This is a genomic window from Aquabacter spiritensis, assembly GCF_004346185.1.
Classification (GTDB): domain Bacteria; phylum Pseudomonadota; class Alphaproteobacteria; order Rhizobiales; family Xanthobacteraceae; genus Aquabacter; species Aquabacter spiritensis.
In genome coordinates this window covers 254,593-280,864 of sequence record NZ_SMAI01000001.1, presented here as the reverse complement: position 1 = coordinate 280,864, position 26,272 = coordinate 254,593, and the positions used below count along the sequence as shown (strand labels likewise).

The following is a 26,272-nucleotide window of genomic DNA, read 5'->3' as shown; positions in this document are numbered from 1 at the left end:
CGGGTCGGCGAGCGACTTCATGATGGTCTTGGCCAGCATGTCGAGGGTGTAGAATTTCATCAATTGGTCGCGCCCCCAGGCGATGGGGGCGGAGGTCACCGCCATCATCGCGGCGAGCTTGCGGGACTCCTGCTGGAAGCCCTCCGCCCTGTGCTGCGCCGGGTCTCGTAGCGCGCCAGAGCGCCGGGCAGGAAGGCCGCATCGGTCCGGCCGAGTTCGTCGTCCATCACCGCCGCCGATTCCAGCGCCATGGACGCGCCCACGCCCGCCGTCGGCAGGAAGGCGCAGGCGGCATCGCCGAGCAGCGCGACCCGCCCCTTCACCCAGCGCGCGGCGCGGAAATCGGAGAGGTTCCACCAGAACACCTCGCCGAGATCGTCCGGCAGCTCGGCAAACAGATCGGCGACGCTGGGGCCGAGCGGGGCGAAATGCTGCTTCACTTTGCGTCCGTCCCGCCGGGTCGCGTCGGGGCCGATGTCCTGCGTCCGGCCGGCCGCGACCACGCCCACCGCCCCCTTGATGGGGTAGAGGCCGAGAAAGCGGCCGGCGCCCCAATATTCCTTGGTGAGCGTCGCCGGCCGGTCGGTGTGCCGCGCGATCCAGACCCAGCAGCCCCAGCCGGTCTCGTGGTCCGGCTGGTCGCCGAACAATCTCCGCCGCACGGTGGAATGGATGCCGTCGGCGCCGATCAGGAGGTCGCAGGTGTCGGTGGCCCCATCGGACAAGGTGACGGTGACTTTTTCCCCGTCATCGACGAAATCCTCGACCCGCGTGCCGAAATGCAGCGGCAGGTCGGCACAGCGGGTGCGCATCAGGTCGAGGAGCGTGCCGCGCATCAGGCAGCCGGACGCACCGAACTGGTCGAGCATGGCGCCGATATCGTAGCTGTGGACCTCTTCGCCATGCCCGTTGCAGACCGTATAGGTGACGAACGGCGCGCGCGCGGCCTTGAAGTCGTCCATCAGGCCGAGGCCATGGAGCACCCGCGCGCCGAGCGGATAGAGGCCGATCATGTAGCCGCTCTGGTCGAAGCTCTCCGCCCGCTCACAGAGCGTGGCGGCAGCGCCGCGCTGGCGCAGCAGCGCCGCCAGAGCCATGCCGCCGATGCCGGCGCCTGCGATAATGATCTTCATGACGTCACCTGTGCTGCGGAGGAAGGGGCGCCGTGATCACGCGGAGGCTCTCGACGCGCCAGGGAGGGCGAGGAGCGGCCGGCCGATTTCGGCGCCACGCGAGGTCGAGGATCGGACCCGCGGAGAGAAGCCCGGCGGCGGCCAAAGCGGCGGGCGCCGGATGGCTGGGCGCCAGAACGAACGGACGCTCGCGCGCGGATGCAAAATCGGACCGGCTCATCGGCGACGTTCTCCGGAGACATCCTGGCCGCGCCTCCGCGGGCGATCCTTCAGGTGCGGCAGGATGTTAAGCTCCGGAGGGTCTGCGGCGCGTCGGCGCGGGCGACCGATTTTTGGTGTAGGCTCGGCACCTACGCGCGCAGAGCTTGGGGGTCGCGATGTCGCAGAGGCCCGATGTCCTGATCGTCGACGATCATCCGGTGACGCGGTTCGGCCTGGCGCAGATCCTCGCGATCGACGGCCGCTTCGCGGTCTGTGCCGAGGCCGGCACGGTCGCCGACGCGAAGCTCAAGACCTCGCTGCTGCGGCCCGCCTTCGCCGTGGTCGACCTGATGCTCGGCGGGCGGGACGGGATCGATCTCGTGCGCGATCTTCACGCCCGCTCGCCGCAGAGCCGGATTCTCGCTTATTCCGCCCAGCCCGAACTGACCTATGCGCCGCGTGCCTTCCAGGCGGGTGCGGCCGGCTATCTGATGAAGGATGCCGGCATCGAGGAGGTGCCGAACGCGCTCGCGGCGATGAGGGGCGGCGCGTGCTATGCCAGCCCCGCCGTGCAGCGCGCGATGTTTCAGGTGGTTGCGGGCGGTCGGCCGGTGCCGGGGCTCGGCGACTTGTCGGACCGGGAGCTCCAGGTGCTGCGTCTGCTCGGCATCGGCAAGGGCACGGCGGCGATCGCTGAGGATCTGTGCCTCAGCATCAAGACCGTCGGCACCTATCGCGAGCGCCTGAAGGTGAAGCTGGGGCTCGAAAGCGCGCGTCAACTGGAGCAGCGCGCCGCGGACTATGTCCGCACCGGGCATCTGTGATGGATGCCGCGGCGGAGGTGGCGCGCGCCTTCCGCCGCGAGTGCATCGCCCTCAATCTCGCGCGCATTCCCTGGCTGCTTCTGGTGGCGATGGCGCTGACGCTGGGGACGATCGTGAGCCTCTGGGCGGATCCCCGCTTCGGCTGGGTGAGTCGCCTCCTGATGGTGGATCTCGCGAGCGCCGCCGGCTTTCTCGCCGCCGGACCTTTTGTGCGGCGACGCCCGCCGGACTCCCGCCTGCGCGCGCTCTATGTCTGGACGGTCGTCCTCCTCGCTTTGGCGTTCATGGACGGCTATTACGTTCTGGTCGGCCGCGCCTTCGGGGAAAATCCGGTCTATAGCCTCGGCGTGGTGATGGCGGCGACCGTGTTCGTCCTGCCGCCGGCTTTGTTCCTGCCCGTGCTGCTCGCCAACCACCTGGTCTTCGTGGCGCTGATCTCCTACGTGGCGCCGCCGGCCGCGCTCCTGCCGGTCCTGCTTCAGAACAGTGCGGGGGCGGCGGTGGCGGGGTTGGTCTCGGTGCTGCTCTATCGGGCGCGGTGCGCCGAATTCAGCCGGCGCCGGGCGCTCGCGGCGGCCAATGCGGCGCTCGCGGCGCGCAACCGGCAGCTCGCGGACCTCATGGCGATCACCGCGCACGATCTGCGCAGCCCGCTGCTCGGCCTGCACGATCTGTTCGCCCTCGGCCGTCGGGGGGCCGCCCTTCCGAGCGAGGTGCTCGGACAGGCGGCGCGCGTCTGCGGCGATCTCCTGGCGTTGGTGAACCGCCTGCTCGACAGGCACGCGGCCGAGGCGCGGGCGGAGCGCGGGCCTTTGCTCATGATCGCCAATCCGCGCCCGATCCTCGCGGCCGCGATCGCCCGCGCCCGGCTGCGGGCGGCGGGGCGTGCCGTGCGGATCGAACTGGAGGCGCCGGCCGGCGATGTCGCGGTGTTGCTGGACCCCGAGGGGTTCGTCCAGGTGATGGACAACCTCTTGTCCAATGCGGTGAAATTCTCGCCGGACGGGGCGACCGTCCGGGTGCGCCTGTGGCGCGGCGCGCGCTGGGTCTGCGACGTCTCGGATCAAGGACCCGGGGTGCCGGCGGCCGATCGCGCCGCGCTGTTCGATCGGTTCATCCGCGGCAGCCGGGCGCCGGCGACGGGCGAGCCCGGGTCCGGGCTGGGCCTGTTCATCGCGGCGAGTCGCATGGCCGGAATGGGCGGGGAGATCGCATATGTCGCGGGCGCCGCGGGTGCCTGTTTCCGCCTTGGTTTCGCGGCGGAGGCGGGCGAGGGGGCCGTGGACCGGTCGGTGGAACGGCCGCCGAGCGCAGTCCGCTCGTCCGGCCCGTGATACGGAGCCGGGTCCTCGAGGCGATGGTTCGGCGGCCTGGACACGCCGATGCCCGGCCTTGGCCGGGCATCGCGGGGTCCGAACATTTAAGAGAACCCGTTCTCCGATCGGTTCGCGATGCGAGCCGATCGGCGCGGGCGCTGGCAGGCGCCGCGGAGGATCAGGTCTGGGGCGACGGCTCGGTCGGGGTCTGCCCGCCATTGCCGCGGCGCCGCTCGGCCATGAACTGGTCGAACTCGGCCTTGTCCTTGGCCATCCGCAGACGCTGGAGGAAGTCCTTGAACTCCTTCTGCTCGTCTTCGAGGCGGCGCAGCGTCTCGGCGCGGTAATCGTCGAACGCGCGGTTGCCGCTGGAGGGCGGACCCCAGAACCCATTGCCGCCCGGGCGCCCCATGCGGCCGCCCATGCGATCCATCTTGTCCTGAAACCGCTCCATGCGATGGCCGCAGCCAAAGCGGAGGCGACCGCTCCAGATGGAGAAGGCCAGCAGCGCAAGGCCCGCCGGCCACCAGAAGACGAAACCGAGGATCGCCAGGGCGATCCAGGCTCCGGACCCGAGCTCGTCGAGCTTCGATACGATCGTCACGGCACTCCCCAAGAGTTAATGTAAATTACATTTACATAGATAGGATGGGGTGGGCCGACTGTCAAGGGCGGCGCCACCCGTCTGCATTGCGGATTCGGCGGATCGCGCGTCAGGTCCGGGGCGGGGCGCCGAGGCCCTGGAGATAGATCAGCGTGCCGGCCTCCAGAAGGTCTTCCGGCGACATGGGCAGCGAGCGCCGCGCGCCGTCGCCGCGCGCGAACAGAGCGGCGATGCCGTGGGCCAGCGACCAGATGTGCAGCGCCATCATCAAGGCCGGCGGCCGTGCGCCTGCTGGAATCGCCGCGGCGACGGCCTCCGCCGCGGTGCGCAGCACGGCGAAAGCGCGGTCGCCGGCCGCCCGCAGCTCGGGACTGGAATCGAGCGGCACGCCGGCCTCGAACATGGCGGCGTAATAAGCCGGCTCGGTGCGGGCGAAGGCGAGATAGGCCTTGCCGAGCCGTTCCAATGCGGCGCTCGGATTGGGCCGTCCCTTGTCCCAGGCGGCAGCGAGCGCCGCCTCGAACGCCTCGAAGCCGCGCCGCGCGACATCGGCCATCAGTTCGTCACGGTCGCGAAAATGCCGGTACGGCGCGGCGGGGCTGACCCCGGCTGCGCGCGCCGCCTCGGCGAAGGTGAAGCCGCCCGGCCCCTTCTGCGCGATCAGCTCCAGCGCGGCCCGCACCAGGGCCTCCTTGAGGTTGCCGTGGTGATAGCCCCGCGCCCCCTCGGATTTCGACCAGCTCATGCGACGCACCAGATCATGTGACGAGGGTTTACATGAGCGCCGCCGCGCCGTCGAGGTCCGCCTCAGAGCGCTTCGAGATAAGGCAGCGGCGCCGGCCGGAAGTCGCGGCGGACAACCGCAATGCGATGCACCGCGCGGTCGTGGGAATTGCGCAGATGCACGCGCAGCGCCTCACCGGCCTCGGTCACCCGCCCTGCGGCGAGCGGATGGGCGACGGTGAGGTGCTCCTCCAGGAAAGGTTCGGTGGCATAGAAGCGCGGCGCCCAGCGATAAAGGAAGGTGTGGGCGACCAGCATGGATTGATAATAAGTGACGGCCTCCATGAGCGTCCGGTTGCCGCAATGGCCGAGCAGGGCGACATGCAGCTCGGTTTCGAGCGCGGACAGGTCCGGCCCTTCGAGGTCCGCCGCGCGCGCCAGCGCCGCCTCGAGATTGCCCGTCAGCGCGGCGACCGCGCCCTCGGGCAGATGCCCGGCGGCACCCGCGAGCGCGACCGGTTCGAGCAGCGCCCGCATCTCGTAGAGTTCGCCGACATAGCCGGGCGTCAAAGCCGGCGCATACCAGCGCAGCCGGCCGTCCTTCTTCACGATGCCGCGCTGCTGGAGCCGCGCCACCACCTCCCGCGCGACCGTCCGGCTGACCCCGTAGAAGGCCGCGAGATGGTTCTCCACCACCCGCCAGGCGCAAAAGCCGGTGCGGGCGACGATCTCCTGCTCGACCTCCTTGTAGATCCGCGCCCAGGTCGGTTCGGCGGCGAGGTGAACCGGCGCTTCGCCACCGTCTCCCGCCGCCGTGCGGACCGCGGACGCCGCCGCGGCCACGACGCGATAGCCGTGGCCTTCGCCGCGCTCCAGAAGACCCTGCGCGGCGAGCCGCTCCAGCGCCTGCCGGGCCGGTGCGCGCGAAATGCCGAACTGCTCCGCGACATGGGATTCCAGCAACCGGCTCCCCGGCGCGAGCGCCCCTTCGGCGATGCGCGCGGCGAGGATCCGGCGCGCCCGCTCGTAGAGGCGCGGCGCGGCGCCCGTCATGGCCGGGCCGGACTCCTCCAGCCCGCCGGCGGAGTCCTGCGGGCCGGCGGATTCCTGCGGGCCGGCTGATTTCTGCGGGCCGGCGGCGGCCGGTGTCGGACGGTCCATCGACTCCCTTTCGACCGCGCCATTTTGCCCGCTGGCGCGCCCGGCGCAAAGCCGCTGTTTACAGAAGAAACGTCCAGTGTATACGTTGAACATAAATCAAGAGGCGGCACGACTGGGGCCGCACAGGAGGAGACCCATGGTGGATCGGCCGGGCCGGCTTCTCGGCAAGCGCGCCTTCGTCACGGGAGCCGGGCAGGGCATGGGCCGCGCCATCGCCATCGCTTTCGCGCAGGAGGGCGCCTCGGTCGTCGCCGCCAGCCGCACCGCCGCCAAGATGGCCGATCTGCCGGCGATCGATCCCGCCATCACGCCGGTTTCGCTCGACGTGACGGACGCCGCCGCCACAAAGGCCGCCATCGCCGCCGCCGGGCCGCTCGACATCCTCGTGAATTGCGCCGCCTTCGTGCATGCGGGAACGCTGCTCGATTGCCCGGAAGAGGATTTCGTCGCCAGCCTCGACCAGAACGTCACTTCGGCCTACCGCACCATCCGCGCGGCACTCCCCGGCATGATCGCGCGGGGCGGCGGCGCCATCGTCAATATCGCCTCGGTGGCCTCCTCGCTGTCCGGGGTCGCCAACCGCGCCGCCTACGGCACCAGCAAGGCGGCGCTGATCGGCCTCACCAAAGCGGTGGCGCGCGACTTCATCGCTTCGGGCATCCGCTGCAATGCGTTGTGCCCTGGCACCACTGCCTCGCCGTCTCTGGAGGATCGGATCGGTGCGACGCCCGATCCCGAGGCGACGCGGCGCGCCTTCATCGCGCGCCAGCCCATGGGCCGGCTGGGGACGGTGGAGGAGATGGCCGCCGCCGCGCTCTATCTCGCCAGCGAGGAGTCCGGCTTCATGACCGGCCAGCTTCTCGTGGTGGACGGGGGGCAGACGCTGTGAGTGCGCGGCCCGATTCCGCTCCGGTGCGCATCGCGCGTTACACCGAGGCGGACCTCTTTGTCTTTTGCACGGCTGCGCTCGCCGCCGCCGGGGCCGATGCGGAGACCGCGGAAGCCGCCGGCCGGGCGATGCTGCACGGGTCGCGGCTCGGCGTCGACAGCCACGGCGTGCGCCTGCTCGACCATTATGTCACCGTGATCGCGGGCGGCCGGGTCAAGGGACACCCGGAGATGCGGTTCGTCCGCCGGCTCGGCGCGGTTGCGACGCTCGACGCCGATGACGGCCACGGCGCGCGCGCGGCGTATTATGCCATGGACCATGCGATGGCGGCGGCCGAGCAGTTCGGCATCGGCGCGGTGGCGATCCGCAACTCGTCCCATTTCGGCCCGGCGGGCGCCTATGCTTTGGCCGCCGCCGAGCGCGGCTTCGTCGGCCTCGCCTTCTGCAATTCCGACAGTTTCGTGCGCCTGCACGCGGGCGCCGAACGCTTCCACGGCACCAATCCGATCGCGGCCGCCGCCCCGGTGGATGGCGGCCGGCCCTGGCTGTTCGACATGGCGACCAGCGCCATCCCCTACAACCGGGTGCTGCTCTATGGCAGCCTCGGCCGCGCGCTGCCGCCCGAAACCGCCTCGGACGTGGAGGGCGTCGACACGCGCGACGCCTCCCTGGTGGAGATGCTGGCGCCGCTCGGCGGGGCCTTCGGCTTCAAGGGCGCGGGGCTCGCCGGCCTGGTCGAACTCTTGAGCGCGGTCCTCTCCGGGGCCCGTCTGTCCTTCGACATCCCGCCCATGGGCGGGCCGGATTATGCCACCGCGCGCAATGTCGGCGCCTTCGTTCTCGCTTTGCAGCCCTCGGCGTTTCTCGAACCGGAGGCGTTCCAGGCCGGGCTCGCGCGCTATCTCGCGGTCCTGCGCGGGTCCCGCCCCGCGAGCGGCGGGGAGGTGATGGCGCCGGGCGACCGCGAATGGCGCGAGGCCGAGCGGCGCGCCCGCTCCGGCATTCCGATCGATCCGGCGACCGCGCTGGCCTTCGACCGCATCGCCGACCGCTTTTCCATCCCCCGGCCGCGTCCTTTGGCCGGCTGAGTTCGTCCCGCCGGCGCCAACCGGCTTATGCACGCGACCCAAAGGAGGAAACCATGATCAAGCTGCGGACGTCCCTCATCCCGCTTTGCGCGGCGATCGGCCTCGGAACACTCCTCGCGGCGCCCGCCGTCGCGCAACAATTTACGCTGCGCTTCAACCACGTGCTCGGCCCGCGCGAGCCGTTCCACCAGGGCTTCCTCGATTGGGCGAAGGCGGTGGAGGCGCGCACCAAAGGCGGGCTGAAGATGCAGGTGTTCCATTCCGCCCAATTGGGCGTCGAGGAGGACATCATCGAGCAGATGCGCCAGGGCGCCAATATCGGCCAGAACACCGATGCGGCCCGCCTCGGCATCTATGTGAAGCCGATCGCGGTGGTGAACGGCCCCTATTTCGTGGAGACGCTCGACGAGGTCATCAAGCTCGGAAGCGCGCCGACCCTGCAGAAATGGGAGAAGGAACTCGCGGACCAGCACGGGCTGAAGGTGGTGTGCTTCGACTGGGTTCAGGGCTATCGCAACTTCTTCACCAATGTCCCGGTCCGCAAGCCCGCCGACCTCAACGGCCAGCGCATCCGCACCCCGCCGGCGCCGATCTGGCAGGAATCGATCCGCGCGCTCGGGGCCTCTCCCGTCGCCATGGCGTTCGGCGAGATGTATCCCGCGCTCCAGCAAAAGGCGATCGACGGCGTCGAGCTGGTCTACAGCAACATCGCCGCCGGGCGCTTTTACGAAGTGCTGAAATATGCCGACGAGACGCGCCACATCATGCTGGTGAACTTCCAGGTGGTGGGATCGAAGTTCTTCGACAGCCTGCCGCCCGACTTCCAGACCGCTCTGGTCGAGGAATGCCAGACCGCCGGCCGCGCCACCTCGCAGAAGATTCTCGCCGCGGAAGCGGAGCAGAAGGCGTTCCTGAAGCAGAAGGGCATGACCCTGGTCGAGGATGTCGACATCGCGGCGTTCCGCGCGGCCGGCGAGAAGGCCTATCAGGTGCTCGGCCTGACCGAGGCGAAGGACGCCGTGCTGAAGGAAATCGGCAAGAAATGACGCCGGGCGCCGGCGCGCCCGGCGCCCTCGTCCGGTCGACCCGGCGGAGGCCTCGATGCGGAAAACCTACGCTTTTCTCGGCCGGGTCGAAGCCGTCGTCGCCGGCGTCTTCCTCGCCCTCATGGTGGTCCTGATCTTCGCCGGCGGTGTGGCGCGGCTGCTCCACCATCCGCTCAACTGGACCATGGACGTCTCCACCTGCCTGTTCGCCTGGGCCTGTTTCCTGTGCGCCGACCTCGCCTGGCGGCGCGACGGGCTGATGGCGGTGGACATCCTGACCGAGCGCCTGCCGGAGACGGCGCAGCGCCTGCTCACGCTGGTCAATTATCTGTTGATCGCCGGCTTCCTCGCCTTTCTCAGCGGCACCGGCTTCTGGCTCTCCTGGATCAGCCGGACCCGCACGTTCCAGGGCATCCCCGGCGTGAGCTATTCCTTCGTGACGGCGAGCCTCGCGGTGGGCGGGCTGCTCCTGCTGATCACGACGCTGTTCAAGATCGCCGCATTTCTGCGGCGCGCAGACCCCGCCCCGGCGCAGTGAGGCCACGCTATGCTCCTCGTCGCGCTCGCTTTCGTCGTCCTCATCCTGATCGGCATGCCGGTGGCCTTCGCCATCGGTTTGTCGGGCCTCGTCTTCTTCTTCCAGAACCCGGATCTGCCGGCCACCATCCCGGTCCAGATCACCGTGTCCCAGACCCAGAACTTCACCCTCCTCGCCATCCCGCTTTTCATCATCGCGGGCAATTTCCTCAATGTCTCCGGCATCACCGAGCAATTGCTGAAGCTCGCTTCGGTGCTGACCGGGCGGCTGCGCGGCGGGCTCGCCCAGGTGTCGCTGGCGCTGTCCGTGCTGATGGGCGGCGTGTCCGGCTCGGCGATCGCCGACGCGGCGATGCAGAGCCGGATGCTCGGCGCCGACATGGTCAAACGCGGCATGTCCAAGGGTTTCGCGGCCGGAATCCTGTCATTCGGGGCGCTGCTGACGCCGATCGTGCCGCCCGGGCTCGGCATGATCATCTATGGCACGATCGGCCAGGTCTCGATCGGCCGGATGTTCGCGGCGGGCATCGTCCCCGCTCTGCTGCTCTGGCTGGCGCTCGGCATCGCGGTCGCGATCACGGCGCGGCGGCGCGGCTATCCGCCGGAGCGCACCCGCCGCGTCGGCCTTGCGGAAGCCGGCCGCGCGCTGCGCGGCGGCATCTGGGCGCTTCTGTTCCCGGTCTTCCTCTTGCTCGGGCTGCGGATGGGCGTGTTCACGCCGTCCGAGATCGGCGCCTTTGCGGTCCTCTATGCGATCGCCATCGGCGTCGTGGTCCACCGCAAGCTGACCCGCGCCTCGTTTTTCGAGGGCCTGAGCCACAGCCTCGCCGATGTCGGGGCGGTGATGTTCCTGATCGCGCTGTCGGCCATCTTCAGCTACGGCATCGTCTACGAGCAGGTGCCGGACGCGATTTCCGGCGCCATTCTCGGGTTCAGCGAAAGCCTCGAACGCGTGACGGTGTTGATCGTCCTGTTCGTGCTGATCGCCGGCTTCGTGATCGATTCCACCGTCCTGATCATCATGCTGACGCCGATCTTCCTGCCGCTCATCGACCAATTGGGCGGCGAGCCGGTGCATTTCGGCATCGTCTTCATCATCGCCGCGACCATCGGCAATTTCACCCCGCCGGTCGGCGCGGCGATGTATGCGGTCTGCTCGATCCTGCGGACCTCGGTCGGGGATTACACCCGCGAATCCGTCCCCTTCTTCATCGCGGTGGCGCTGGTGACGCTGGCCTTGGTGTTCGTGCCGAGCCTCGTCCTGTTCCTGCCCAACGCTCTGTTCAATCCCTGATCGCCATTGACCGGCATCAAGGCCGGCCCGCCGCATTCCGCCATCCTGACAGCGGCGGACGGAGGGCGCGATGGACGATGCGATCAGGCGCAAGATTCTGGAATTGCTGGACGCGCACCGGATCATGACGGTCGCGACCCTGCGGCCGGACGGCTGGCCCCAGGCGACCACCGTCGGCTATGTCAATGACGGGATGGCGCTCTATTTCCTGTGCGCCCTCGACAGCCAGAAGGCGGCGAACATCGCCCGCGACGACCGCGTCTCGCTGACCATCGACCACGACACGGCCGAACTCTGGACCATTTCCGGCCTCTCCATGGCGGCCCATGCGCACAGGGTGACGGATCCCGAGGAGGCCGACCGCGTGCTCGCGCTGCTGCCGGGAAAATACCCGCCGGGCACGACCTTGCCGGTCAAGATGCCGACCCGCGACGAGGTCCGCATCTTCCGCGTCGCGCCGGTCGTGATCTCCGTGCTCGACTACAGCAAGGGCTTCGGCCATGCCGATCTCGTGACCCTGTAACCTCCGCCGCCTTTTCAGCGCGCCGCGGCGGAGAGGGAGAGGCGGGACGGGTTACAGGCGCGATACCACGGCACCGAAAAGTGCCGTCTTGTGCAACGGCGCGAATATCCGACATGGATGGCACAGTCATCGCGCCGGAGTCCCGCTCATGAAAGCCATAGGATATGTTCAATCGCTGCCGATCGCGGACGCGCGGTCGCTGTTCGATTTCGAGGCGCCGGAGCCGAAGATCGGCCCGCGCGACCTGCTGGTTCGGGTCGAGGCGATCTCCGTCAATCCCGTCGACACCAAGGTGCGCATGCGCCGCCAGGGCACCGAGGCCGAGCCGGTCATTCTCGGCTGGGATGCGGCGGGCGTCGTCGAGGCGGTCGGGCCCGAGGCGACTTTGTTCAAGCCCGGCGACGCGGTCTATTATGCCGGCAGCCTGCCGCGCCCCGGCACCAATGCCGAATTGCACGCGGTGGACGAGCGGATCGTTGGAAGAAAGCCGGCCTCGCTGTCTTTCGCGCAGGCGGCGGCGCTGCCTTTGACCGCCATCACCGCCTGGGAAGGCCTGTTCGACCGGCTGCGTTTGCCGGTGGGCAAGGCCGGGAACGGCGGCGCGCTTCTGATCGTCGGCGCAGCCGGCGGGGTCGGCTCGATCGCCGTCCAGCTCGCCCGGCGGCTGACCGCCTTCACCGTGATCGGCACCGCCTCGCGTCCCGAGACCGCGCAATGGGTCCGCGAGCTCGGCGCGCATCATGTGATCGATCATTCCAAGCCCCTGTCGGGCGAGCTGAAGGCGCTCGGCATTCCGGAGGTCGAGGCGGCGTTCGCGCTGACCAAGACCGACCTGCATTGGAGCGAGATCGCGGCGGCGCTGAAGCCGCAGGGGGCGGTGTGCGTGATCGACGATCCCGGCCCGATCGATATCGGCCTGCTGAAGCAGAAGGCGGCGACCTTCTGCTGGGAATTCATGTTCGCCCGGCCGCTGTTCGGCACGCCGGACATGGCGGCGCAGCATCGGCTCCTGAACGAAGTGGCGGGGCTGGTGGACGAGGGGCTTCTGCGCACCACGCTCGGCGCGCATTTCGGGCCGATCTGCGCCGAGAACCTCAAGCGGGCCCATGCCGCGCTCGAAAGCGGGACCAGCATCGGCAAGGTGGTTCTGGAAGGCTGGTGACGGCCCCGGCGCGTCAGCCCTTGGCGGCGCGCCGGCCTTTCGGTCCGGTCGATTTTGCGGCCGGCGCGCTGCCGGCGTTCGGCTCTGCCTCCGCGCGCACCGTCCGGATCCGCTCGGCGAGGCTCGCCGACGCGTCGCCGGCCGCCTCGCCGGGAGCGGGGGTTGAAAGCGTGCCGATGAGCCGCGCGGCGACGTCGCTCAACGTCTCCCGCAGCACCGCGAGATCCGCCGCGCCGTCCGCGTCGCGCGCCGCGCGGGCCTTTGCCAGCGCGTCCGACATCAAAGCATGATCGGCCCGCAGCATGGCGAGTTCGTCCCGGAGCGTCTGCTGGGCGGCTTCGGCGGCGGCGAATTCCTCGGCCCGCCGCGCGTCCGTCGCCTCGGCCACCGTGCGGGCGGCGGCGAGATCGGCGGTGCGGGTCGCGAGGTCGGCGTCGCGTGCCGCGGCCTCCTGTTCCAGCACGGCGATCCGCGCCGCCTGTGCGGCGCCGTGCGCTTCGGCGGCCGCCAGGGCGTCCCTTTCAGCGGCGAGCCTGTCTTCGAGCGCGGCGCGCTCTGCCGCCGCGGTGGCGGCCAGCGCCTTATGGGTCGCCTGCTCGGCGCCGCGCAGCGCGTCCAGTTCGCCGATCCGCTCCCGCGCGGCGGACAGTTCGGTGCTGAGCCGCGCGCGTTCCTTTTCCAGCCGGATGATCGCCGCGGTCGCGGCCTCGATCCGGGTTTCGCGGTCGGCGAGCCGCACGTCGAGCGAATCGGCCCGGGCCGTCTGCGCGGACAGATCGGCGCTGGTCCGTTCCAGGGTGGCGCGGGTTTCGGCAAGCTCCGACACGCGCGCCGCAAGGTCGATGGAGCGGGTCTCGAGGGTGGCGGCGGTCTCCGCGAGGGTCGCGGTGCGCTCGGCCAAGGCCGCCTGTTCGGCAGCGAAGCGGACGGCCAAGGCATCGTGCTCGGCGGTCTTGGACGCGAGAGCCCGCTCGAGGTCGACGATGCGCAAGCGGCGCTGTTCGGTCAGCCGCGCTTCGGCGGCCAGAGTCTCGCGCAGCGCCTCGGTCTGGAGTTCCAGGCGGCGCTGGTTGAGCGCGAGATTGGCGCGCTGCAGGTCCTTCGCGGCCTGGATCTCGAAGATCGAGACCGGCACCGCGGCCTCGATGCGCCGCGTCGTCAGGCGCACGGCACGATTCCAGACGGCGGGCAGCACGGTCAGAGCCACGAGCGTCGCCACCAGGACGCCGAGGACGAAAAACATGATCTGCTCGATCACGCGGAACCTGCGCTTTCACCGATCCGGGTCGCCCCTACATACGCCGCCGCGCGGCGCTGGACCAGCACCCGCGAACGCCCGTCGCGGTTATGGCAAATGTCAGAACGGGTTCCACGTCGCCTGGGGGGTGAATTTGAGATAGCCGAGATTGGCGCCGAGCCGCACGCCGACGCCCGAACGGATCGGCACGACGACGATATTGTCGCCCGCCAGAGCCGTCATGCCGAAGCCGGCGACGAGATAGGCGGACCCCGAAATGCCGCCGAACCGGCGGAAAATATCGTCCACGGTGCGCAGATTATAGACCAGGATCATGGTGCGCGCGCCGTCGCCGCCGAAATCCCAGCCGACCGACGGCCCCTGCCAGAACACCTTCAGATCGCCGGCATTGCGGGTGTAGAGCACGCCCTCGCCATAGCGCAGGCCGCCGACGAAGGCCCCCGACCCCTCCTGTCCGAGAATATAGCCGTTCGGCTGGCCCCATTGCCCGACCGCCTTCTCGATCGACAAAGCGAGCCCGCGCGACACGCTGCCGAAGAAGGAATGGCCCCGGCTGACGAGTTCATTGGTGGAATAAGGCGCAGGCTGGACCCCGGCCTGCGGCGCCTGCTGAACCTGAGCCTGCTGGACGGGGGCCGGTTGAATTTGGGCGGGTTGGACCTGGACCGGTTGAACCTGGACCGGTTGAACCTGGACCGGTTGAACCTGGGTCGGCTGGCCCGGCGGCTGCTGTGCGACGGCAGGGAGGGCCGTGGCCCCTGCCAAGGCCCCGGCGAGGACGACCGAGGAAAAACGGGCACATGCGGAGCGCAGAGCGGCGGATGTGGCGGTCATGGGCGTCTCGCAATGAGCAAAAGGCAGGGCGCCGAGAATCGGCGTGGAACTTTCCGGAACGACTGTGACGCAGAAAAGGCGCGCGGCAAAGCCTGGCGGCGGCCTCCGGTTTCTGCGCCGGCTTGTGATGCGTACCGCCTCGGTATATCAGACGCTCCGCCCCCACCAGGAAGCCGACGGCGTTCGCGCCCGTCTTCCGTCAAGCGGACCCCGCAATGACTGACGCTTCGGTGACGCCGGACATCTCGGCCCTCGACCTCGCGGCTTTGTTGTGCTCGCGCGTGTGCCACGACGTGATCAGCCCGGTGGGCGCCATCGTCAACGGTCTCGAAGTGCTGGAGGACGAAGACGCGGCGGACATGCGCGACGTCGCGCTCGATCTGATCGCCAAGAGCGCCCGCCAGGCGTCGGCCCGCCTGCAATTCACCCGACTCGCTTTCGGCGCGGCGGGTTCGGCGGGCGCGACGATCGACCTCGGCGACGCCGAGGCCGTGGTCCGCGGCATGATGGAAGATTCCCGGGTCGCCATCGACTGGACGCTGCCGCGCGAGCTGCAGCCGAAGAACCGGGTCAAGCTGCTGCTCAATCTGTGCCTTCTTGCCGGGACGACGATCCCGCGCGGCGGCCGCATCGCCGTCGGACCCGCTCCCGGCGGCGCCGGCATGGGCTTCGTGCTGAGCATGAGCGGTGCGAGTGCCCGGATCCCGGCCGCCGTTCCGGCGCTGGTGTCGGGCACCCAGCCCGAGGGCGGGCTCGACGCCCATGCGGTGCAGCCTTTCTATGCCGGGCTTCTCGCGCGGGAGAGCGGGATCAAGGTCGCATTCGCCCAGGACGGCGACACGGTGGTGATCTCGGCCCTGGCCGCCTGACCCGGGCTCGGCGGAGGGGCGGCTGGAGGTCATTTCTGTTGCCGGCTGATCTTGCGTGCCTGCGGCCATTGACAGCGCTCCGAACGTAACGCGACCTTGGGGGATCGCAACGGGGTGCGCCCCGCTTCGCCGGGGGGCCAAATGAGCGTAGCCGAGGCTGTTTCCGTTCCGAAGGCCGCAGCGCTGCGCCAGCCGCGCGGCCTCGTCTTCCTGTTCGCCGCGGAAATGTGGGAGCGCTTCTCCTTCTACGGCATGCAGGCGCTGATCGTGCTCTACATGGTGAAGGTGCTCGGCTTCGGCGACGCCCGCGCCAGTCTGACCTATGGCGCCTATGCCGCCTTCGTCTTCCTCACCCCCATCGCCGGCGGCCTCCTGGCCGACCGCGTGCTCGGCTTCCGGCGGGCGGTGATCGTCGGCGGCGTGATCATCATGGCCGGCCATATCGTGCTGGCCTTGCCGTTCGGCAGCCTCTCGATGTTTCTCGGCATGGCTTTCGTCGTGGTCGGCACGGGCTTCTTCAAATCCTCGGTCTCGGCGGTGGTTGGCCAGCTCTACGGCCAGGACGACCCGCGGCGCGACGGCGGCTTCACCATCTTCTACATGGGGATCAATGTCGGGGCGCTGCTCGCCACCCTGATCGTCGGCTATGTCGGCCAGCAGATCGACTGGCATCTCGGATTCGGCCTGGCGGCGATCGGCATGGCGGTGGGGCTCGTCGTGTTCGTCTGGGGAAGCCGGCACTATGCGGCGGCGAGCCTCGCCTGTCCGCGGCCCCGGCTCATCGTGCCGAGCGTCGCCGCCGCACTCCTCGCGGTGCCGCTGCTCGCCTATCTGCTCGCCGAGCCGGACGGCGCGAAGCTGATGATGCTGGTCGGCGGCGGCCTCACTTATGCCTATGTGGTCTATCGCGCCTTCACCGCCCAGCCGGAATACCGCCGGCATCTGGTCGCGATCCTGATCTATGTGCTGTTCGCGAGCTTCTTCTGGGCCTTGTTCAAGCAGAAGGACGGGCCGGTCCTGCTCCTGGTGGACCGGGCGATCGACCGGCATATTTTCGGCTTCGAAATGCCGTCCGCCATGTTCACCTCCTTCAATCCCTTCATGATCCTCATTCTCGCGCCGCTGTTCGCGCGCATGTGGAGCGGCTTCGCCGCGGCGGGCCGGCCGATTTCGACCGAGGTGAAGTTCTTTCTCGGGCTGCTTTTCGCCGGCGGCTGCTTCGCGCTGATCGCCACCGCCGCCTCGGTCTCGGCCTCCGGCGTGCCGGCCTCGCTGCTCTGGATCGTCGCGGCGATTTTTCTCCTGACCTGCGGCGAGCTGGCGCTGTCCCCCGTGGGCCTGTCGATGATCACCGCCTTGTCGCCGCCCACCCTGACCGGGCTCATGTTCGGCGCGTGGTTCCTGTCGACCTCGTTCGGCGCCTATGCGGCGGGCTGGATCGGGACGCTCGCGACCGTTCCGGAGGGTGCCGCGGCGGACATGGCGAGCTATGCCGCCGCCTGCGCGGCGGTCTATTTCAAGGTGGCGGGCCTGGGGCTCGGGGCCGCCTTGGTGTTCCTTGCCGTGATGCCCTGGATGCGACGCCTCCAGGCCCATGGCTGACAGGCGCGGGCGGAACGGTGTCGGGCGGGCGATCTTGCGATCCGCCGCGCGCGCCCCATTTGAAGAGCGCCGGCGGGGGCGCATGTCTGCCGGCGGTTTTGCGGAGTGAGCATGCCCCCGTTCTCGATCCTCGATCTCGCCCACGTTCCCGAGGGCGGCACGCCCGCCGACGCGCTGCGCACGTCGGTCGATCTCGCCCGCGCCGGAGAACGGCGCGGCTATCGCCGCTTCTGGCTCGCCGAGCACCACAATATGATCGGCATCGCCTCGGCCGCGACCGCGGTGGTCATCGGCCATGTCGCGGCCGGCACGCGCACCATTCGGGTGGGCGCGGGCGGCGTCATGCTGCCCAATCATTCTCCGATGGTGATCGCCGAGCAGTTCGGCACCCTCGCCACGCTGTTTCCCGGCCGTATCGATCTCGGCCTCGGCCGCGCGCCCGGCACCGACCAGCGCACCTTGCGCGCCCTCCGGCGCGATCCGAACACGGCGGACACGTTCCCGCAGGACGTGCTCGAACTCCAGGCCCTTCTCGGCCCGCTCCAGGACGGCCAGAAGGTCCAGGCGGTGCCGGGCACCAACACCAATGTGCCGCTCTGGATCCTCGGTTCCAGCCTGTTCGGCGCGCAGCTCGCCGCGATGCTCGGCTTGCCCTACGCCTTCGCCGCGCATTTCGCCCCCGACGCGCTGATGCAGGCGCTGGCGGTCTATCGCGAGCGCTTCGAGCCCTCCCGGCAGCTCGACCGGCCTCATGTCATGCCGACCGTGAACGTGATCGCGGCGGAGACCGATGCCGAGGCCCGGCGCCTGTTCACTTCGGCCCAGCAGGCCTTCACCAATATGGTGCGCGGCACGCGCGGGCTGCTGCCGCGGCCGATCGACGACATCGAGACCTATTGGTCGCCGATGGAAAAGGCCCACGCCTCGTCCATGCTGGCCTGCTCGTTCGTCGGCGGCCGGGACAGCCTGCGCCGGCAATTGCGCGACTTCCTCGACCGCACCCAAGCGGACGAAGTGATGGTGGCCGCGGCGATCCACGATCCCGCCGCCCGGATCCGCTCCTACGACATCCTCGCTGAAGTCCAGGCAGACCTTGCCGCCGATCTGGTCCCGATGGGAGACGCCCATGACCGAGGCTGACGATCCCGCCGGCGCAGTGCCGCCGGCCACCAAGCTGACCCTCACCAAGCAGAAATGGGCGGAGCAGCACAAATTCCTGACCGGGCGTGCGGCCCGCCCGGAGACCGAGCGCCTGCCGCCCGGCCAGCATCTGGTGAAGGACTGGCCGGTGCTCGATCTCGGCATCCAGCCGAACCTGCCGCCGTTCCGCTGGTCGCTCGACGTGGACGGCCTCGTGGCACGGCCGGTCCATTGGACCTGGGACGCGTTCGGCACGCTGCCGCAGACCCGCGCGGTCACCGACATCCATTGCGTCACCACCTGGTCGCGCTACGACAACACATGGGACGGGGTCGCGACGCGGGACCTTCTGGCGCTGGTCGAGCCCACCGATGCCGCGCGCTTCGTGGTGCTGCATTCCTTCGACGGCTACACCACCAATCTGCCTTTGGCGGATTTCGCCGCTCCGGACGCGCTCCTCGCCCATAGCTGGGAGGGCGCGCCGCTCACCCGCGAGCATGGTGGGCCGGTGCGGCTGGTGGTGCCGCACCTGTATTTCTGGAAGAGCGCGAAGTGGCTGAAGCGCATCGAATTCGTCGCCGAGGACGCGCTCGGTTTCTGGGAGGTGCGCGGCTATCACGAGCGCGGCGACCCCTGGAAGGAAGAGCGCTATTCCGACGACTGACGTCGGCGCGCGGGCCGGCCGACGCTTTCCGCGCCGACCGGCTCGCCGATCCTCAGCCGCCCTGCCGCGCGGTCTCGAACAGGAACCACACGCGCCGTTCGGTCTCGTCCACCCAATTCTCGATCAGCGAGGCGGTGGCGATGTCCTCGGCCTCGTCCGCGAGACCGTGCACTTCCTTCAGGATGCCGACGAGCTGGAGATTGTCCTCGCGCAATTCGGCGAGCATGTCCTGCGGCGTCACGAAGTCCGCGTCATTGTCCTTCAGCCGCTGCAGCCGCGCGGCATGTCCGATCGAGCGCAGCGTCGTGCCGCCGATCTTGCGCACCCGCTCGGCAATGTCGTCGGTCATGGCGAAGATCTGGTCGGCCTGTTCGTCGAGCATCAGGTGATAGTCGCGGAAATGCGGGCCGGACACGTGCCAGTGGAAGTTCTTGGTCTTGAGATAAAGCGCGAACACGTCCGCGAGCAGAGCGGTCATGGCCCCGGCAATGTCCTTCACCTGGTTGGTGTCGAAGTCCGACGGGGTGGCGAGCGCGGCGGTGCGGCGGCTGCGGGCGGCGGCGCGGGCAGGAGGGGCGGCCGTCTCGGCGGGCGCCGGATCCGTCGCGGCGGGCACCTGATCGGCCGCAGCCTCCGGCATCGGGGCTTTGGCGGGTTTCGCCCTGGCGGGCGTACGCGGGGATTTGGTTGCCATGTCACTCTCCTGGCGGGGGCCGGTTTCGGCGTCCGCAGGGTATAGCGATCGGATGACGGTTAGGTTCCAGCTTCCCCAGGGCGAAATGTCCGTGCGCGCACGCGCCGCGCCCGGGTCAGATGTGCGGCAGGTTGAGCCAGTGCGACAGCGCCGACAGGACGATGTCCACGGACAGAGCGGCGAGCACCAGCCCCATGATGCGGCGGATCAGGTTCGCGCCCGACGAGCCGATCACCTTGATGACATAGTCGCCGAGCCAGAACAGCACGACGAGGATCGCCATCAGGATCGCCACCACCGCGATCGTGACCGCCTGGTGCTCCAGGACATGGCGGTTGTTGTCCGCGAGGATCACGACGGACAGAATGGCGCCCGGCCCGGCGATGATCGGGATGGCGAGGGGATAGACCGCGAGCGAGGCGATGTGCTTGTCCGATCCGACCTCGATGGCCGGCGGATTGTGCGGCTCGGAAAAGATCATGCTGGTCGCATACATGAACAGGACCAGGCCGCCGGCGATCTGGAACGACAGGACGGATATGCCCATGGCGTCGAGCAGGGCCCGCCCGGCGACGATGAAGAAGGTCAGGATCAGGAAGGCGAAAAAGCAGCACAGCACCGCCACTTTGTGGCGCTGCTTCGTGGTCATTTCCGAGGTGGTGGCGAGAAACAGGGACAGATGGCTGATCGGCTCGAGCACCGCCCAGAGCGTCACGAACTGGGTCGTCAAGAGATTGAAATCCTGCAGCATGCCGGTTCCCCCGTTCCGTGCCGGCCTCGAAGATGCAATGATTCCGGCTGCGGCGCCACGCCTGCGGGGGAGAGAGAGCGGGGCAGACACCCCGGCGCCATCACGGAGCGGGACGCGGCCATAGCGGCGTCGCGCTCCAGACGGAGGACAGCGGATGAAATGGGTTGTTTGGGTCGGCAGCGTGCGCAAGGGCTCCTACAACGCCGCCGTGGCGCGCGCCCTGCGCGCCCTCGCGCCGGCGGACGTCGAGATCGAAATCCTGCCGTCGGTGGCCGCGCTGCCGATCTATGATGCCGACATCCAGGCCGAAGGGATGCCGGAGGCGGTGACCGCGCTCGGCGCGACGATCGGCGCGGCGGATGGCCTCGTCATCGTCACGCCGGAATATAATTACTCGATCCCCGGCGGGCTGAAGAACGCCATCGACTGGGTGTCGCGCCTGAAGGACCAGCCGTTCAAAGGCAAGCCGATCCTGCTCCAGTCCGCCTCGATGGGCGTGCTCGGCGGGGCGCGGGCGCAGTATCATCTGCGCCAGGTGTTCGTGTTCCTCGACGGGCGGCTCATGAACGTGCCGGAAGTGATGGTTCCGACCGCCCACAAGAAAATGGGCGAGGACGGCGAGCTGAACGACGCGCCGACCCGCGATTTCATCGCCAAGCAGCTCGAAGCCTTCAAGGCCTTCGTCACCGCCCGGTGAGGCGGCTTCCGGCCGGTCCGGAACGGCGGGCGTCAGCGCCCGTCATATTCCGCCCACGACAGCGGGGTCTCGAACACCCGCACCACCGCCAGCGGCGCGAGCAGCGGCTTGGTGCGGGTCCAGATCCAGATCGCGATATGCTCGGCGGTGGGATTGTCCAGCCCTTCGATGTCGTTCAGGCAATGGTGGTCGAGCCGGTCCAGCAGCGGCGCGAAGGCCGCCTCGACGTCGAAGAAGTCCGCCACGAAGCCGGTGACGGGGTCGACCGGCCCGTCGAGCACGAGTTCCACCCGGTAGGAATGGCCGTGCATGCGGAAGCATTTGTGGGTCTGCTTCACGTGCGGCAGGCGATGCGCCGCCTCGAAGGTGAAGGCCTGGGTGATGCGCACGGAAAAGCCCCTCACGGAATGCCGATCATTTTATGGGTCTGAAGCGACAGGCGCCACTTCGGATGGTCGAGGCAGAAGGCGACCGCGGCCGCGGTGTTCTCCCGCCGCGCCGGACCATCCATCGGCTGCAGGAAGAAATGGGCGAAATCGAGCCCGGCAAGCTGGTCCGGCAACAGGCCGGGCTGCGGATAGACCAACTTCAGCTCGTGGCCGCGCCGCTGCACCAGCGCGGCCCCTTCCTTGGGCGAGACGCAGATCCAGTCGATCCCGTCCGGCGCCGGCAGCGTGCCGTTGGTCTCGATGGCGATTTCGAAGCCCGCCTCGTGGGCGGCCGCGATCAAAGGCGCATCGATCTGCAGCAGCGGCTCGCCGCCGGTGAAGACGACGAAGCGCCTCTCCCTGTCTGCGCCCCACACCCGGGCGAGCGCCTCCGAAAGCTCGGCGGCGTCGGCGAAGCGCCCGCCGCCTTCGCCGTCCAGGCCGACGAAATCGGTGTCGCAGAAGCGGCACACCGCCTGCGCCCGGTCGGCCTCGCGGCCGGACCACAGATTGCAGCCGGCGAACCGGCAGAACACCGCGGCACGCCCGGCTTGGGCGCCTTCGCCCTGGAGCGTCTTGAACATTTCCTTGACGGCATAAGTCATGGGGGGAGGACTTACGGCTTCCCGGCGCGCGAGGAAAGATCCCTGCGCGCCTGCAAGCCGCGCTTGCGAAACCGCCGCTGGCGGCGGGCGCGTCGCGTCATTACCTCATGCCGCGAGCGCCCCGCACCGGGGCCGCCTTCCCGAGAGCGGCGCGCATCCTGCGCAGCGCCGCCGGAGACCCGCCATGCAACTCACCGGCATCCACCATCTCACCGCCGTGACGGCGGACGCGTCCGCCAATCACCGCTTCTACACCCAGACGCTCGGCATGCGCCTCGTGAAGAAGACCGTGAACCAGGACGACGTCTCGGCCTATCACCTGTTCTACGCGGACGGCGAGGCCAATCCCGGCACCGACCTCACCTTCTTCGACTGGCCGGTCGGCCCGGCGCGCCGCGGCACGCGGTCGATCGTGCGCACCGCGCTGCGGGTGCGCGACCGCGCGGCGCTGGATTATTGGGCGGACCGGCTCGCCGCGCACGGCGTCTCCGCCGGGCCGATCCTCGACCGCGACGGCCGCGCGACGCTCGATTTCGAGGATGGCGAGGGCCAGCGGCTGAGCCTCCTCGTCGATGACGGGCAGGGGCCGGGCACCGCCTGGGCGCGCAGCCCGGTGCCCGCGGCGCATCAGATCCGCGGCCTCGGCCCGATCACTTTGTCGGTGCCGGATCTCGCGCCGACCGATGCGGTCCTCACCCAGCTCATGAACATGCGCCGGGTCCGCAGCTTCCAGGCCGACGGGGTCGAGACGGCGGTCTACGAAATGGGCGAGGGCGGCCCTGCGGCCGAACTGCATGTGCGGATCGAGCCCGGTCTGCCGGTCGCCGACCAGGGCGCGGGCGCGGTGCACCACGTCGCGTTCCGGGTCCCGACCTTCGCCGACTACGACGCCTGGGCGGAGCGGCTGAAGGCCTATCGGGTGCCGTCCTCCGGCAAGGTCGACCGCTTCTATTTCCGCAGCCTGTATTTCCGCGAGCCCAACGGCATCCTGTTCGAACTCGCCACCGACGAGCCGGGCTTCGCCGCCGACGAGCCCATGGAGACCCTGGGCGAGAAGCTGGCCCTGCCGCCGTTCCTGGAACCGCGGCGGGCGCAGATCGAAGCGGGGTTGAAGCCGCTGGAAGCGTGAGGCGGCTTGCAGAGTAAGGGCGGCTCCGGCGGATAACAGACATCCTCGGGTCGCCGCCCTCTTGTTATGAAGAGGCGGGCGGCGGCTTCGGTGCCGGCGTGCCGCTTCTTGATAAGAGGGGTGGGGCGGGCCAAAATCTTCGGACGGAGGATGCTCCCATGCCCATCAGTGCAGATCTCGGCCCTTCGCTTGAAGATTATGTGAACCGTCTGGTCGCCACGGGGCGCTACCATTCCAAGAGCGAGGTGCTGCGGGAAGGCGTGCGGCTGGTGCAGGAGCGGGAGATGCGGCTTGCGGCCTTGGACGCGGCGCTGGCGCGCGGCATTCAGGATGCCGAGGCGGGGCGCACGTCGCCCGCAGAAGACGTGTTCGCCCGGCTGGCAGCCAAGTATGAGACCAAGGCCGGCGGCCAATGAGGCTTGTCCTTGCGCGCGCGGCGGAAGCGGACCTCGAGCGCATCGGCGACCATATCGCCAAGGACAATCCCGCCCGCGCGCTCTCTTTTGTGGGCGAGTTGCAGGCGCGCCTGCTCGGGCTGCTGGCAAGCCCGCACGCTTTTCCTCTCGTGCCACGCTACGAGCATCTCGGCATCCGCCGCTGCGTCCACGGCAATTATCTGATCTTCTATCGCGTGGCGGGGCAGGAGGTGCAGGTGCTTCATGTCCTGCATGGCGCCATGGATGTGGAGGCGCATCTGTTTCCCCGCTGATCGACGTCGGGTGCTTCGGCTCCCTGCTGAACTTCCGGGGCATCCCCCGCGCCCCAGTCCCCTCCGCCCCAGTCCCCAGCGCTCCAGTCCCCCGCGCCCCATGCCCCCCGCGCCAGTCTCCCCTATACTCGCGGCTCACGCCCCTCTGAGTCGCCCGCATGACCATCCGCCGCCTGCCGCCCGTCTTGATCGACCGCATCGCCGCCGGCGAGGTGGTGGAGCGGCCGGCGGCTGTGGTCAAGGAGCTGGTCGAGAACGCCATCGACGCCGGCGCGCGCAGCATCGAGGTGGTGATCGACGGCGGCGGGCGCCGCCTGATCCGGGTCGCCGACGATGGCGGCGGCATGACGCCCGACGAACTGGCGCTCGCGGTCGAGCGCCACGCGACCTCCAAGCTGCCGACCGAGGACCTGCTCTCGATCGCCACGCTCGGCTTTCGCGGCGAGGCCTTGCCCTCGATCGGCGCGGTGGCGCGCCTCGCGATCGCCAGCCGCCCGCCGGGCGCGGCCTCCGCCTTCGAGATCAGGGTCGAGGGCGGCACGCTCGTCGCCCCGCGCCCGGTCGCGTTGAAGGGCGGCACCCGGGTCGAGGTCCGCGATCTGTTCTTCGCCACCCCGGCGCGGTTGAAATTCCTGAAGTCCGACCGCGCCGAGGGCGCCGCCGCGCTCGACATCGTCCGTCGGCTCGCGCTGGCGCGTCCGGACATCGAATTCACTGTGGTCAGCGAGGAGCGCGGGCCTCAGACCTTCCCCGCCCGCAGCGACGATGAAGAGGGCCGCGCCCGGCGCATCGCCGATGTGCTGGGCGCGGAGGCGGGGCGAAATCTGGTGCCGGTCGCGGGCGAGCGGGGCGGCGCGCGGCTCGACGGCCATGCCGGCCTGCCGACCTTCTCGAAGGCGAATTCGCTGGCGCAGTTTCTGTTCGTCAATGGCCGCCCGGTCCGCGACAAGCTGCTGTTCGGCGCGGTGCGCGCCGCTTATGCCGACCTCCTGCCCTCGGACCGCTACCCGCTGCTCGCTCTGTTCCTGACCCTCGATCCGCGCGAGGTGGACGTGAACGTCCATCCCGCCAAGACCGAGGTGCGGTTCCGCGACGGCGGCACTGTGCGCGCTTTGATCGTGCGCACCCTGACCGACGCGCTGGCCGCGCGCGCGCCGCGCACCGCCGACACCATTTCCGACCGGCTGGTCGCGCTCTCCCGGGCGCCGGAATTGGGCGCAGCCCCCGGCTTCCCGCCGCCGCGCCTGCCGTCCGCCTATCGGCCGGAGCCGATGCCGGGGGGCGCCTATGATTGGCGGACCTCGCCCGCCCGTCCGGCGGGTTTCGCCGAAGCCGCTGTTCCGGGGGCGGGATTTGCCGGGGCGGGCTTCGCCGAAGCGGGGCAGGGGGCCTATGCGGCGGGCGGCGCCGGCCAGGCGCGGTTCGATCTCGGCGCCCCCGCCGCCGATGCGCGGCCCGGCGAGGCACCGATGAACGCCGCCGATCTCGACCGCCCGCTCGGCGCGGCCCGTGCCCAAGTGCACGAGACCTATATCCTCGCCCAGACCCGCGCCGGCCTGGTCCTGGTCGATCAGCACGCCGCCCATGAGCGGCTGGTCTACGAGAAATTGAAGGCGGCGCTGGCGCGCGACGGCATCGCCCGCCAGGGCCTGCTGGTGCCGGTCGTGGTGGATCTCGACCCGGTCGAGGCGGACCGGCTCACCGAGAAGGCGGACGATCTCGCCGCGCTCGGTTTGGTGCTCGAAGCGTTCGGTCCCGGCGCGGTCCTGGTGCGCGAGGTCCCGGCTCTGCTGAAGGAGGCCGACGTCACGAAACTGGTCGCCGACATCGCCGCCCACGCCGCCGAATGGGACGACGCCCAGCCGCTGGAGCGCCGCCTGCTCCATGTCGCCGCGACCATGGCGTGCCACGGCTCGGTCCGCGCCGGCCGGCGGCTGCGCGTCGAGGAGATGAACGCGCTGCTGCGGGAGATGGAGGCGACGCCCAATTCCGGCGAGTGCAATCACGGCCGGCCGACCTTCGTCACGCTCTCGTTGTCCGATCTCGAGAGACTGTTCGCGCGGCGGTGAAGCGGCGAAAAAATATTCGCCGGCTGTGGAAGACGTGCATAAGCCGGCCCCCGCCTATGGTGGCGCCGGACCGGCTGCGAGGGGCCGAATCCCTGCCGCAGCAAGGGTGTTAAGCCCTTGTTAAGCCCCTGTGCGCTACCATATTTAGTAGCCGGATAGCCTTTGAGCCCCAAATCTGTGTTTGACGCGGGCGCCAGACTCACTCTAGCGTTCGGGTCCTAGGCGGCGGGCATCACCCGATCTCACGGTCGGGCGCCTGTTCCGCTTTCCCAAACACAGCAGCCCAGGAACCGGGGCGGCCCCCGCCGCCGCATCCCGACGT

28 protein-coding genes are annotated in these 26,272 nt (G+C 69.5%); 18 read left to right on the top strand and 10 right to left on the bottom strand.

Annotation, left to right across the window (positions count from 1 at the left end; genetic code table 11):
- Positions 1 to 104: 104 nt before the first annotated feature.
- Complete coding sequence (locus EDC64_RS01310; protein ID WP_132028904.1) at positions 105 to 1,133, bottom strand: FAD-dependent oxidoreductase; 1,029 nt, start codon at positions 1,131 to 1,133, stop codon at positions 105 to 107.
- A 377-nt stretch (positions 1,134 to 1,510) separates the two neighbouring features.
- On the opposite strand from EDC64_RS01310, the gene EDC64_RS01305 reads away from it, so the two are divergent.
- Both EDC64_RS01305 and EDC64_RS01300 read left to right on the top strand, forming a co-directional pair.
- Positions 1,511 to 2,158, top strand: coding sequence for a response regulator transcription factor (locus EDC64_RS01305; protein WP_132028901.1), 648 nt, complete (start codon positions 1,511 to 1,513; stop codon positions 2,156 to 2,158).
- The gene (locus EDC64_RS01300) at positions 2,158 to 3,492 is read left to right on the top strand and encodes a sensor histidine kinase (RefSeq protein ID WP_132028898.1); all 1,335 of its coding nucleotides are present in this window, start codon (positions 2,158 to 2,160) and stop codon (positions 3,490 to 3,492) included. The genes EDC64_RS01305 and EDC64_RS01300 overlap by 1 nt, the downstream gene beginning before the upstream one ends.
- Before the next feature lie 160 nt (positions 3,493 to 3,652).
- On the opposite strand, the gene EDC64_RS01295 is transcribed toward EDC64_RS01300, so the two are convergent.
- The 3 genes from EDC64_RS01295 to EDC64_RS01285 all read right to left on the bottom strand — a co-directional run bounded on the left by EDC64_RS01295 (position 3,653) and on the right by EDC64_RS01285 (position 5,962).
- Positions 3,653 to 4,078 carry a DUF2852 domain-containing protein gene (locus tag EDC64_RS01295; protein ID WP_132028895.1) on the bottom strand — a complete coding sequence of 142 codons (426 nt, stop codon included), beginning with the start codon at positions 4,076 to 4,078 and terminating at the stop codon, positions 3,653 to 3,655.
- Positions 4,079 to 4,187: 109 nt separating this feature from the next.
- Entirely contained in the window at positions 4,188 to 4,823 is a 636-nt protein-coding gene (locus tag EDC64_RS01290) for a TetR/AcrR family transcriptional regulator (RefSeq protein ID WP_132028892.1), read from the bottom strand.
- A 62-nt stretch (positions 4,824 to 4,885) separates the two neighbouring features.
- Positions 4,886 to 5,962: a GntR family transcriptional regulator gene (locus EDC64_RS01285; protein ID WP_207915861.1), complete on the bottom strand. Its 1,077-nt coding sequence runs from the start codon at positions 5,960 to 5,962 to the stop codon at positions 4,886 to 4,888.
- Between the two features lie 136 nt (positions 5,963 to 6,098).
- On the opposite strand from EDC64_RS01285, the gene EDC64_RS01280 reads away from it, so the two are divergent.
- The 7 genes from EDC64_RS01280 to EDC64_RS01250 all read left to right on the top strand — a co-directional run bounded on the left by EDC64_RS01280 (position 6,099) and on the right by EDC64_RS01250 (position 12,501).
- Positions 6,099 to 6,851 (top strand): SDR family oxidoreductase, encoded by a 753-nt coding sequence (locus tag EDC64_RS01280; RefSeq protein WP_132028890.1) that lies wholly within the window; start codon positions 6,099 to 6,101, stop codon positions 6,849 to 6,851.
- A gap of 29 nt (positions 6,852 to 6,880) precedes the next feature.
- Positions 6,881 to 7,939 carry an Ldh family oxidoreductase gene (locus EDC64_RS01275; RefSeq protein WP_132029965.1) on the top strand — a complete coding sequence of 353 codons (1,059 nt, stop codon included), beginning with the start codon at positions 6,881 to 6,883 and terminating at the stop codon, positions 7,937 to 7,939.
- Between the two features lie 53 nt (positions 7,940 to 7,992).
- Complete coding sequence (locus EDC64_RS01270; protein WP_132028887.1) at positions 7,993 to 8,985, top strand: C4-dicarboxylate TRAP transporter substrate-binding protein; 993 nt, start codon at positions 7,993 to 7,995, stop codon at positions 8,983 to 8,985.
- Positions 8,986 to 9,040: 55 nt separating this feature from the next.
- Complete coding sequence (locus tag EDC64_RS01265; RefSeq protein ID WP_132028884.1) at positions 9,041 to 9,523, top strand: TRAP transporter small permease; 483 nt, start codon at positions 9,041 to 9,043, stop codon at positions 9,521 to 9,523.
- Between the two features lie 9 nt (positions 9,524 to 9,532).
- Entirely contained in the window at positions 9,533 to 10,816 is a 1,284-nt protein-coding gene (locus EDC64_RS01260; RefSeq protein WP_132028881.1) for a TRAP transporter large permease, read from the top strand.
- 70 nt (positions 10,817 to 10,886) lie between these two features.
- Entirely contained in the window at positions 10,887 to 11,339 is a 453-nt protein-coding gene (locus EDC64_RS01255) for a pyridoxamine 5'-phosphate oxidase family protein (RefSeq protein ID WP_132028878.1), read from the top strand.
- Between the two features lie 148 nt (positions 11,340 to 11,487).
- Positions 11,488 to 12,501: a zinc-binding alcohol dehydrogenase family protein gene (locus EDC64_RS01250; RefSeq protein ID WP_132028875.1), complete on the top strand. Its 1,014-nt coding sequence runs from the start codon at positions 11,488 to 11,490 to the stop codon at positions 12,499 to 12,501.
- Positions 12,502 to 12,514: 13 nt separating this feature from the next.
- Here EDC64_RS01250 and EDC64_RS01245 read toward each other — a convergent pair whose 3' ends face one another.
- Together EDC64_RS01245 and EDC64_RS01240 are read right to left on the bottom strand one after the other, a co-directional pair.
- Positions 12,515 to 13,759, bottom strand: coding sequence for a coiled-coil domain-containing protein (locus tag EDC64_RS01245; protein WP_165933597.1), 1,245 nt, complete (start codon positions 13,757 to 13,759; stop codon positions 12,515 to 12,517).
- A gap of 99 nt (positions 13,760 to 13,858) precedes the next feature.
- Positions 13,859 to 14,593, bottom strand: a complete 735-nt coding sequence (locus tag EDC64_RS01240; protein ID WP_420808933.1) for a DUF1134 domain-containing protein — start codon at positions 14,591 to 14,593, stop codon at positions 13,859 to 13,861.
- A gap of 215 nt (positions 14,594 to 14,808) precedes the next feature.
- On the opposite strand from EDC64_RS01240, the gene chpT reads away from it, so the two are divergent.
- The 4 genes from chpT (at position 14,809) to EDC64_RS01215 (ending at position 18,868) form a co-directional block, all read left to right on the top strand.
- Entirely contained in the window at positions 14,809 to 15,462 is a 654-nt protein-coding gene (chpT, locus tag EDC64_RS01230) for a histidine phosphotransferase ChpT (RefSeq protein WP_132028869.1), read from the top strand.
- 141 nt (positions 15,463 to 15,603) lie between these two features.
- Positions 15,604 to 17,064, top strand: coding sequence for a peptide MFS transporter (locus EDC64_RS01225; RefSeq protein ID WP_132028866.1), 1,461 nt, complete (start codon positions 15,604 to 15,606; stop codon positions 17,062 to 17,064).
- A 111-nt stretch (positions 17,065 to 17,175) separates the two neighbouring features.
- Positions 17,176 to 18,204 carry an LLM class flavin-dependent oxidoreductase gene (locus EDC64_RS01220; RefSeq protein WP_132028863.1) on the top strand — a complete coding sequence of 343 codons (1,029 nt, stop codon included), beginning with the start codon at positions 17,176 to 17,178 and terminating at the stop codon, positions 18,202 to 18,204.
- The gene (locus EDC64_RS01215; RefSeq protein ID WP_132028860.1) at positions 18,191 to 18,868 is read left to right on the top strand and encodes a sulfite oxidase-like oxidoreductase; all 678 of its coding nucleotides are present in this window, start codon (positions 18,191 to 18,193) and stop codon (positions 18,866 to 18,868) included. The genes EDC64_RS01220 and EDC64_RS01215 overlap by 14 nt, the downstream gene beginning before the upstream one ends.
- 52 nt (positions 18,869 to 18,920) lie before the next feature.
- Here the strand turns inward: EDC64_RS01215 and EDC64_RS01210 are convergent, their stop codons facing one another.
- Together EDC64_RS01210 and EDC64_RS01205 are read right to left on the bottom strand one after the other, a co-directional pair.
- Complete coding sequence (locus EDC64_RS01210; protein WP_132028857.1) at positions 18,921 to 19,562, bottom strand: Dps family protein; 642 nt, start codon at positions 19,560 to 19,562, stop codon at positions 18,921 to 18,923.
- Positions 19,563 to 19,677: 115 nt separating this feature from the next.
- Positions 19,678 to 20,313, bottom strand: a complete 636-nt coding sequence (locus tag EDC64_RS01205; protein WP_132028854.1) for a MarC family protein — start codon at positions 20,311 to 20,313, stop codon at positions 19,678 to 19,680.
- Positions 20,314 to 20,467: 154 nt separating this feature from the next.
- Between EDC64_RS01205 and EDC64_RS01200 the strand changes: the two genes are divergently transcribed.
- Positions 20,468 to 21,010: an NADPH-dependent FMN reductase gene (locus tag EDC64_RS01200; RefSeq protein WP_132028851.1), complete on the top strand. Its 543-nt coding sequence runs from the start codon at positions 20,468 to 20,470 to the stop codon at positions 21,008 to 21,010.
- A 32-nt stretch (positions 21,011 to 21,042) separates the two neighbouring features.
- On the opposite strand, the gene queD is transcribed toward EDC64_RS01200, so the two are convergent.
- A complete protein-coding gene (gene queD, locus EDC64_RS01195; protein ID WP_132029963.1) occupies positions 21,043 to 21,399 on the bottom strand; it encodes a 6-carboxytetrahydropterin synthase QueD in 357 nt (118 codons plus the stop codon).
- A gap of 11 nt (positions 21,400 to 21,410) precedes the next feature.
- Positions 21,411 to 22,043 (bottom strand): 7-carboxy-7-deazaguanine synthase, encoded by a 633-nt coding sequence (gene queE / locus EDC64_RS01190; RefSeq protein ID WP_132028848.1) that lies wholly within the window; start codon positions 22,041 to 22,043, stop codon positions 21,411 to 21,413.
- Positions 22,044 to 22,227: 184 nt separating this feature from the next.
- On the opposite strand from queE, the gene EDC64_RS01185 reads away from it, so the two are divergent.
- From EDC64_RS01185 to mutL, 4 genes are all read left to right on the top strand, one after another.
- Positions 22,228 to 23,172, top strand: a complete 945-nt coding sequence (locus tag EDC64_RS01185) for a ring-cleaving dioxygenase (RefSeq protein ID WP_132028845.1) — start codon at positions 22,228 to 22,230, stop codon at positions 23,170 to 23,172.
- A gap of 158 nt (positions 23,173 to 23,330) precedes the next feature.
- A complete protein-coding gene (locus tag EDC64_RS01180; RefSeq protein WP_132028842.1) occupies positions 23,331 to 23,588 on the top strand; it encodes a type II toxin-antitoxin system ParD family antitoxin in 258 nt (85 codons plus the stop codon).
- Positions 23,585 to 23,881, top strand: coding sequence for a type II toxin-antitoxin system RelE/ParE family toxin (locus EDC64_RS01175; protein WP_132028839.1), 297 nt, complete (start codon positions 23,585 to 23,587; stop codon positions 23,879 to 23,881). Before EDC64_RS01180 ends, EDC64_RS01175 begins: the two co-directional genes overlap by 4 nt.
- Before the next feature lie 158 nt (positions 23,882 to 24,039).
- A complete protein-coding gene (gene mutL / locus EDC64_RS01170) occupies positions 24,040 to 25,950 on the top strand; it encodes a DNA mismatch repair endonuclease MutL (RefSeq protein WP_132028836.1) in 1,911 nt (636 codons plus the stop codon).
- Positions 25,951 to 26,272: the final 322 nt, after the last annotated feature.

What these genes read in the sequence shown, in the direction of transcription:
- EDC64_RS01280 (WP_132028890.1), top strand. Translation starts at nt 6,099, where the DNA reads ATGGTGGATCGGCCGGGCCGGCTTCTCGGCAAGCGCGCCTTCGTCACG.
- EDC64_RS01205 (WP_132028854.1), bottom strand. Translation starts at nt 20,313, where the DNA reads ATGCTGCAGGATTTCAATCTCTTGACGACCCAGTTCGTGACGCTCTGG.
- EDC64_RS01250 (WP_132028875.1), top strand. Translation starts at nt 11,488, where the DNA reads ATGAAAGCCATAGGATATGTTCAATCGCTGCCGATCGCGGACGCGCGG.
- EDC64_RS01200 (WP_132028851.1), top strand. Translation starts at nt 20,468, where the DNA reads ATGAAATGGGTTGTTTGGGTCGGCAGCGTGCGCAAGGGCTCCTACAAC.
- EDC64_RS01300 (WP_132028898.1), top strand. Translation starts at nt 2,158, where the DNA reads ATGGATGCCGCGGCGGAGGTGGCGCGCGCCTTCCGCCGCGAGTGCATC.
- EDC64_RS01180 (WP_132028842.1), top strand. Translation starts at nt 23,331, where the DNA reads ATGCCCATCAGTGCAGATCTCGGCCCTTCGCTTGAAGATTATGTGAAC.
- EDC64_RS01175 (WP_132028839.1), top strand. Translation starts at nt 23,585, where the DNA reads ATGAGGCTTGTCCTTGCGCGCGCGGCGGAAGCGGACCTCGAGCGCATC.
- queE (WP_132028848.1), bottom strand. Translation starts at nt 22,043, where the DNA reads ATGACTTATGCCGTCAAGGAAATGTTCAAGACGCTCCAGGGCGAAGGC.
- EDC64_RS01260 (WP_132028881.1), top strand. Translation starts at nt 9,533, where the DNA reads ATGCTCCTCGTCGCGCTCGCTTTCGTCGTCCTCATCCTGATCGGCATG.
- EDC64_RS01225 (WP_132028866.1), top strand. Translation starts at nt 15,604, where the DNA reads ATGAGCGTAGCCGAGGCTGTTTCCGTTCCGAAGGCCGCAGCGCTGCGC.
- EDC64_RS01265 (WP_132028884.1), top strand. Translation starts at nt 9,041, where the DNA reads ATGCGGAAAACCTACGCTTTTCTCGGCCGGGTCGAAGCCGTCGTCGCC.
- EDC64_RS01185 (WP_132028845.1), top strand. Translation starts at nt 22,228, where the DNA reads ATGCAACTCACCGGCATCCACCATCTCACCGCCGTGACGGCGGACGCG.
- EDC64_RS01255 (WP_132028878.1), top strand. Translation starts at nt 10,887, where the DNA reads ATGGACGATGCGATCAGGCGCAAGATTCTGGAATTGCTGGACGCGCAC.
- mutL (WP_132028836.1), top strand. Translation starts at nt 24,040, where the DNA reads ATGACCATCCGCCGCCTGCCGCCCGTCTTGATCGACCGCATCGCCGCC.
- EDC64_RS01270 (WP_132028887.1), top strand. Translation starts at nt 7,993, where the DNA reads ATGATCAAGCTGCGGACGTCCCTCATCCCGCTTTGCGCGGCGATCGGC.
- EDC64_RS01290 (WP_132028892.1), bottom strand. Translation starts at nt 4,823, where the DNA reads ATGAGCTGGTCGAAATCCGAGGGGGCGCGGGGCTATCACCACGGCAAC.
- EDC64_RS01215 (WP_132028860.1), top strand. Translation starts at nt 18,191, where the DNA reads ATGACCGAGGCTGACGATCCCGCCGGCGCAGTGCCGCCGGCCACCAAG.
- EDC64_RS01285 (WP_207915861.1), bottom strand. Translation starts at nt 5,962, where the DNA reads ATGGACCGTCCGACACCGGCCGCCGCCGGCCCGCAGAAATCAGCCGGC.
- EDC64_RS01220 (WP_132028863.1), top strand. Translation starts at nt 17,176, where the DNA reads ATGCCCCCGTTCTCGATCCTCGATCTCGCCCACGTTCCCGAGGGCGGC.
- EDC64_RS01310 (WP_132028904.1), bottom strand. Translation starts at nt 1,133, where the DNA reads ATGAAGATCATTATCGCAGGCGCCGGCATCGGCGGCATGGCTCTGGCG.
- EDC64_RS01210 (WP_132028857.1), bottom strand. Translation starts at nt 19,562, where the DNA reads ATGGCAACCAAATCCCCGCGTACGCCCGCCAGGGCGAAACCCGCCAAA.
- chpT (WP_132028869.1), top strand. Translation starts at nt 14,809, where the DNA reads ATGACTGACGCTTCGGTGACGCCGGACATCTCGGCCCTCGACCTCGCG.
- EDC64_RS01240 (WP_420808933.1), bottom strand. Translation starts at nt 14,593, where the DNA reads ATGACCGCCACATCCGCCGCTCTGCGCTCCGCATGTGCCCGTTTTTCC.
- EDC64_RS01305 (WP_132028901.1), top strand. Translation starts at nt 1,511, where the DNA reads ATGTCGCAGAGGCCCGATGTCCTGATCGTCGACGATCATCCGGTGACG.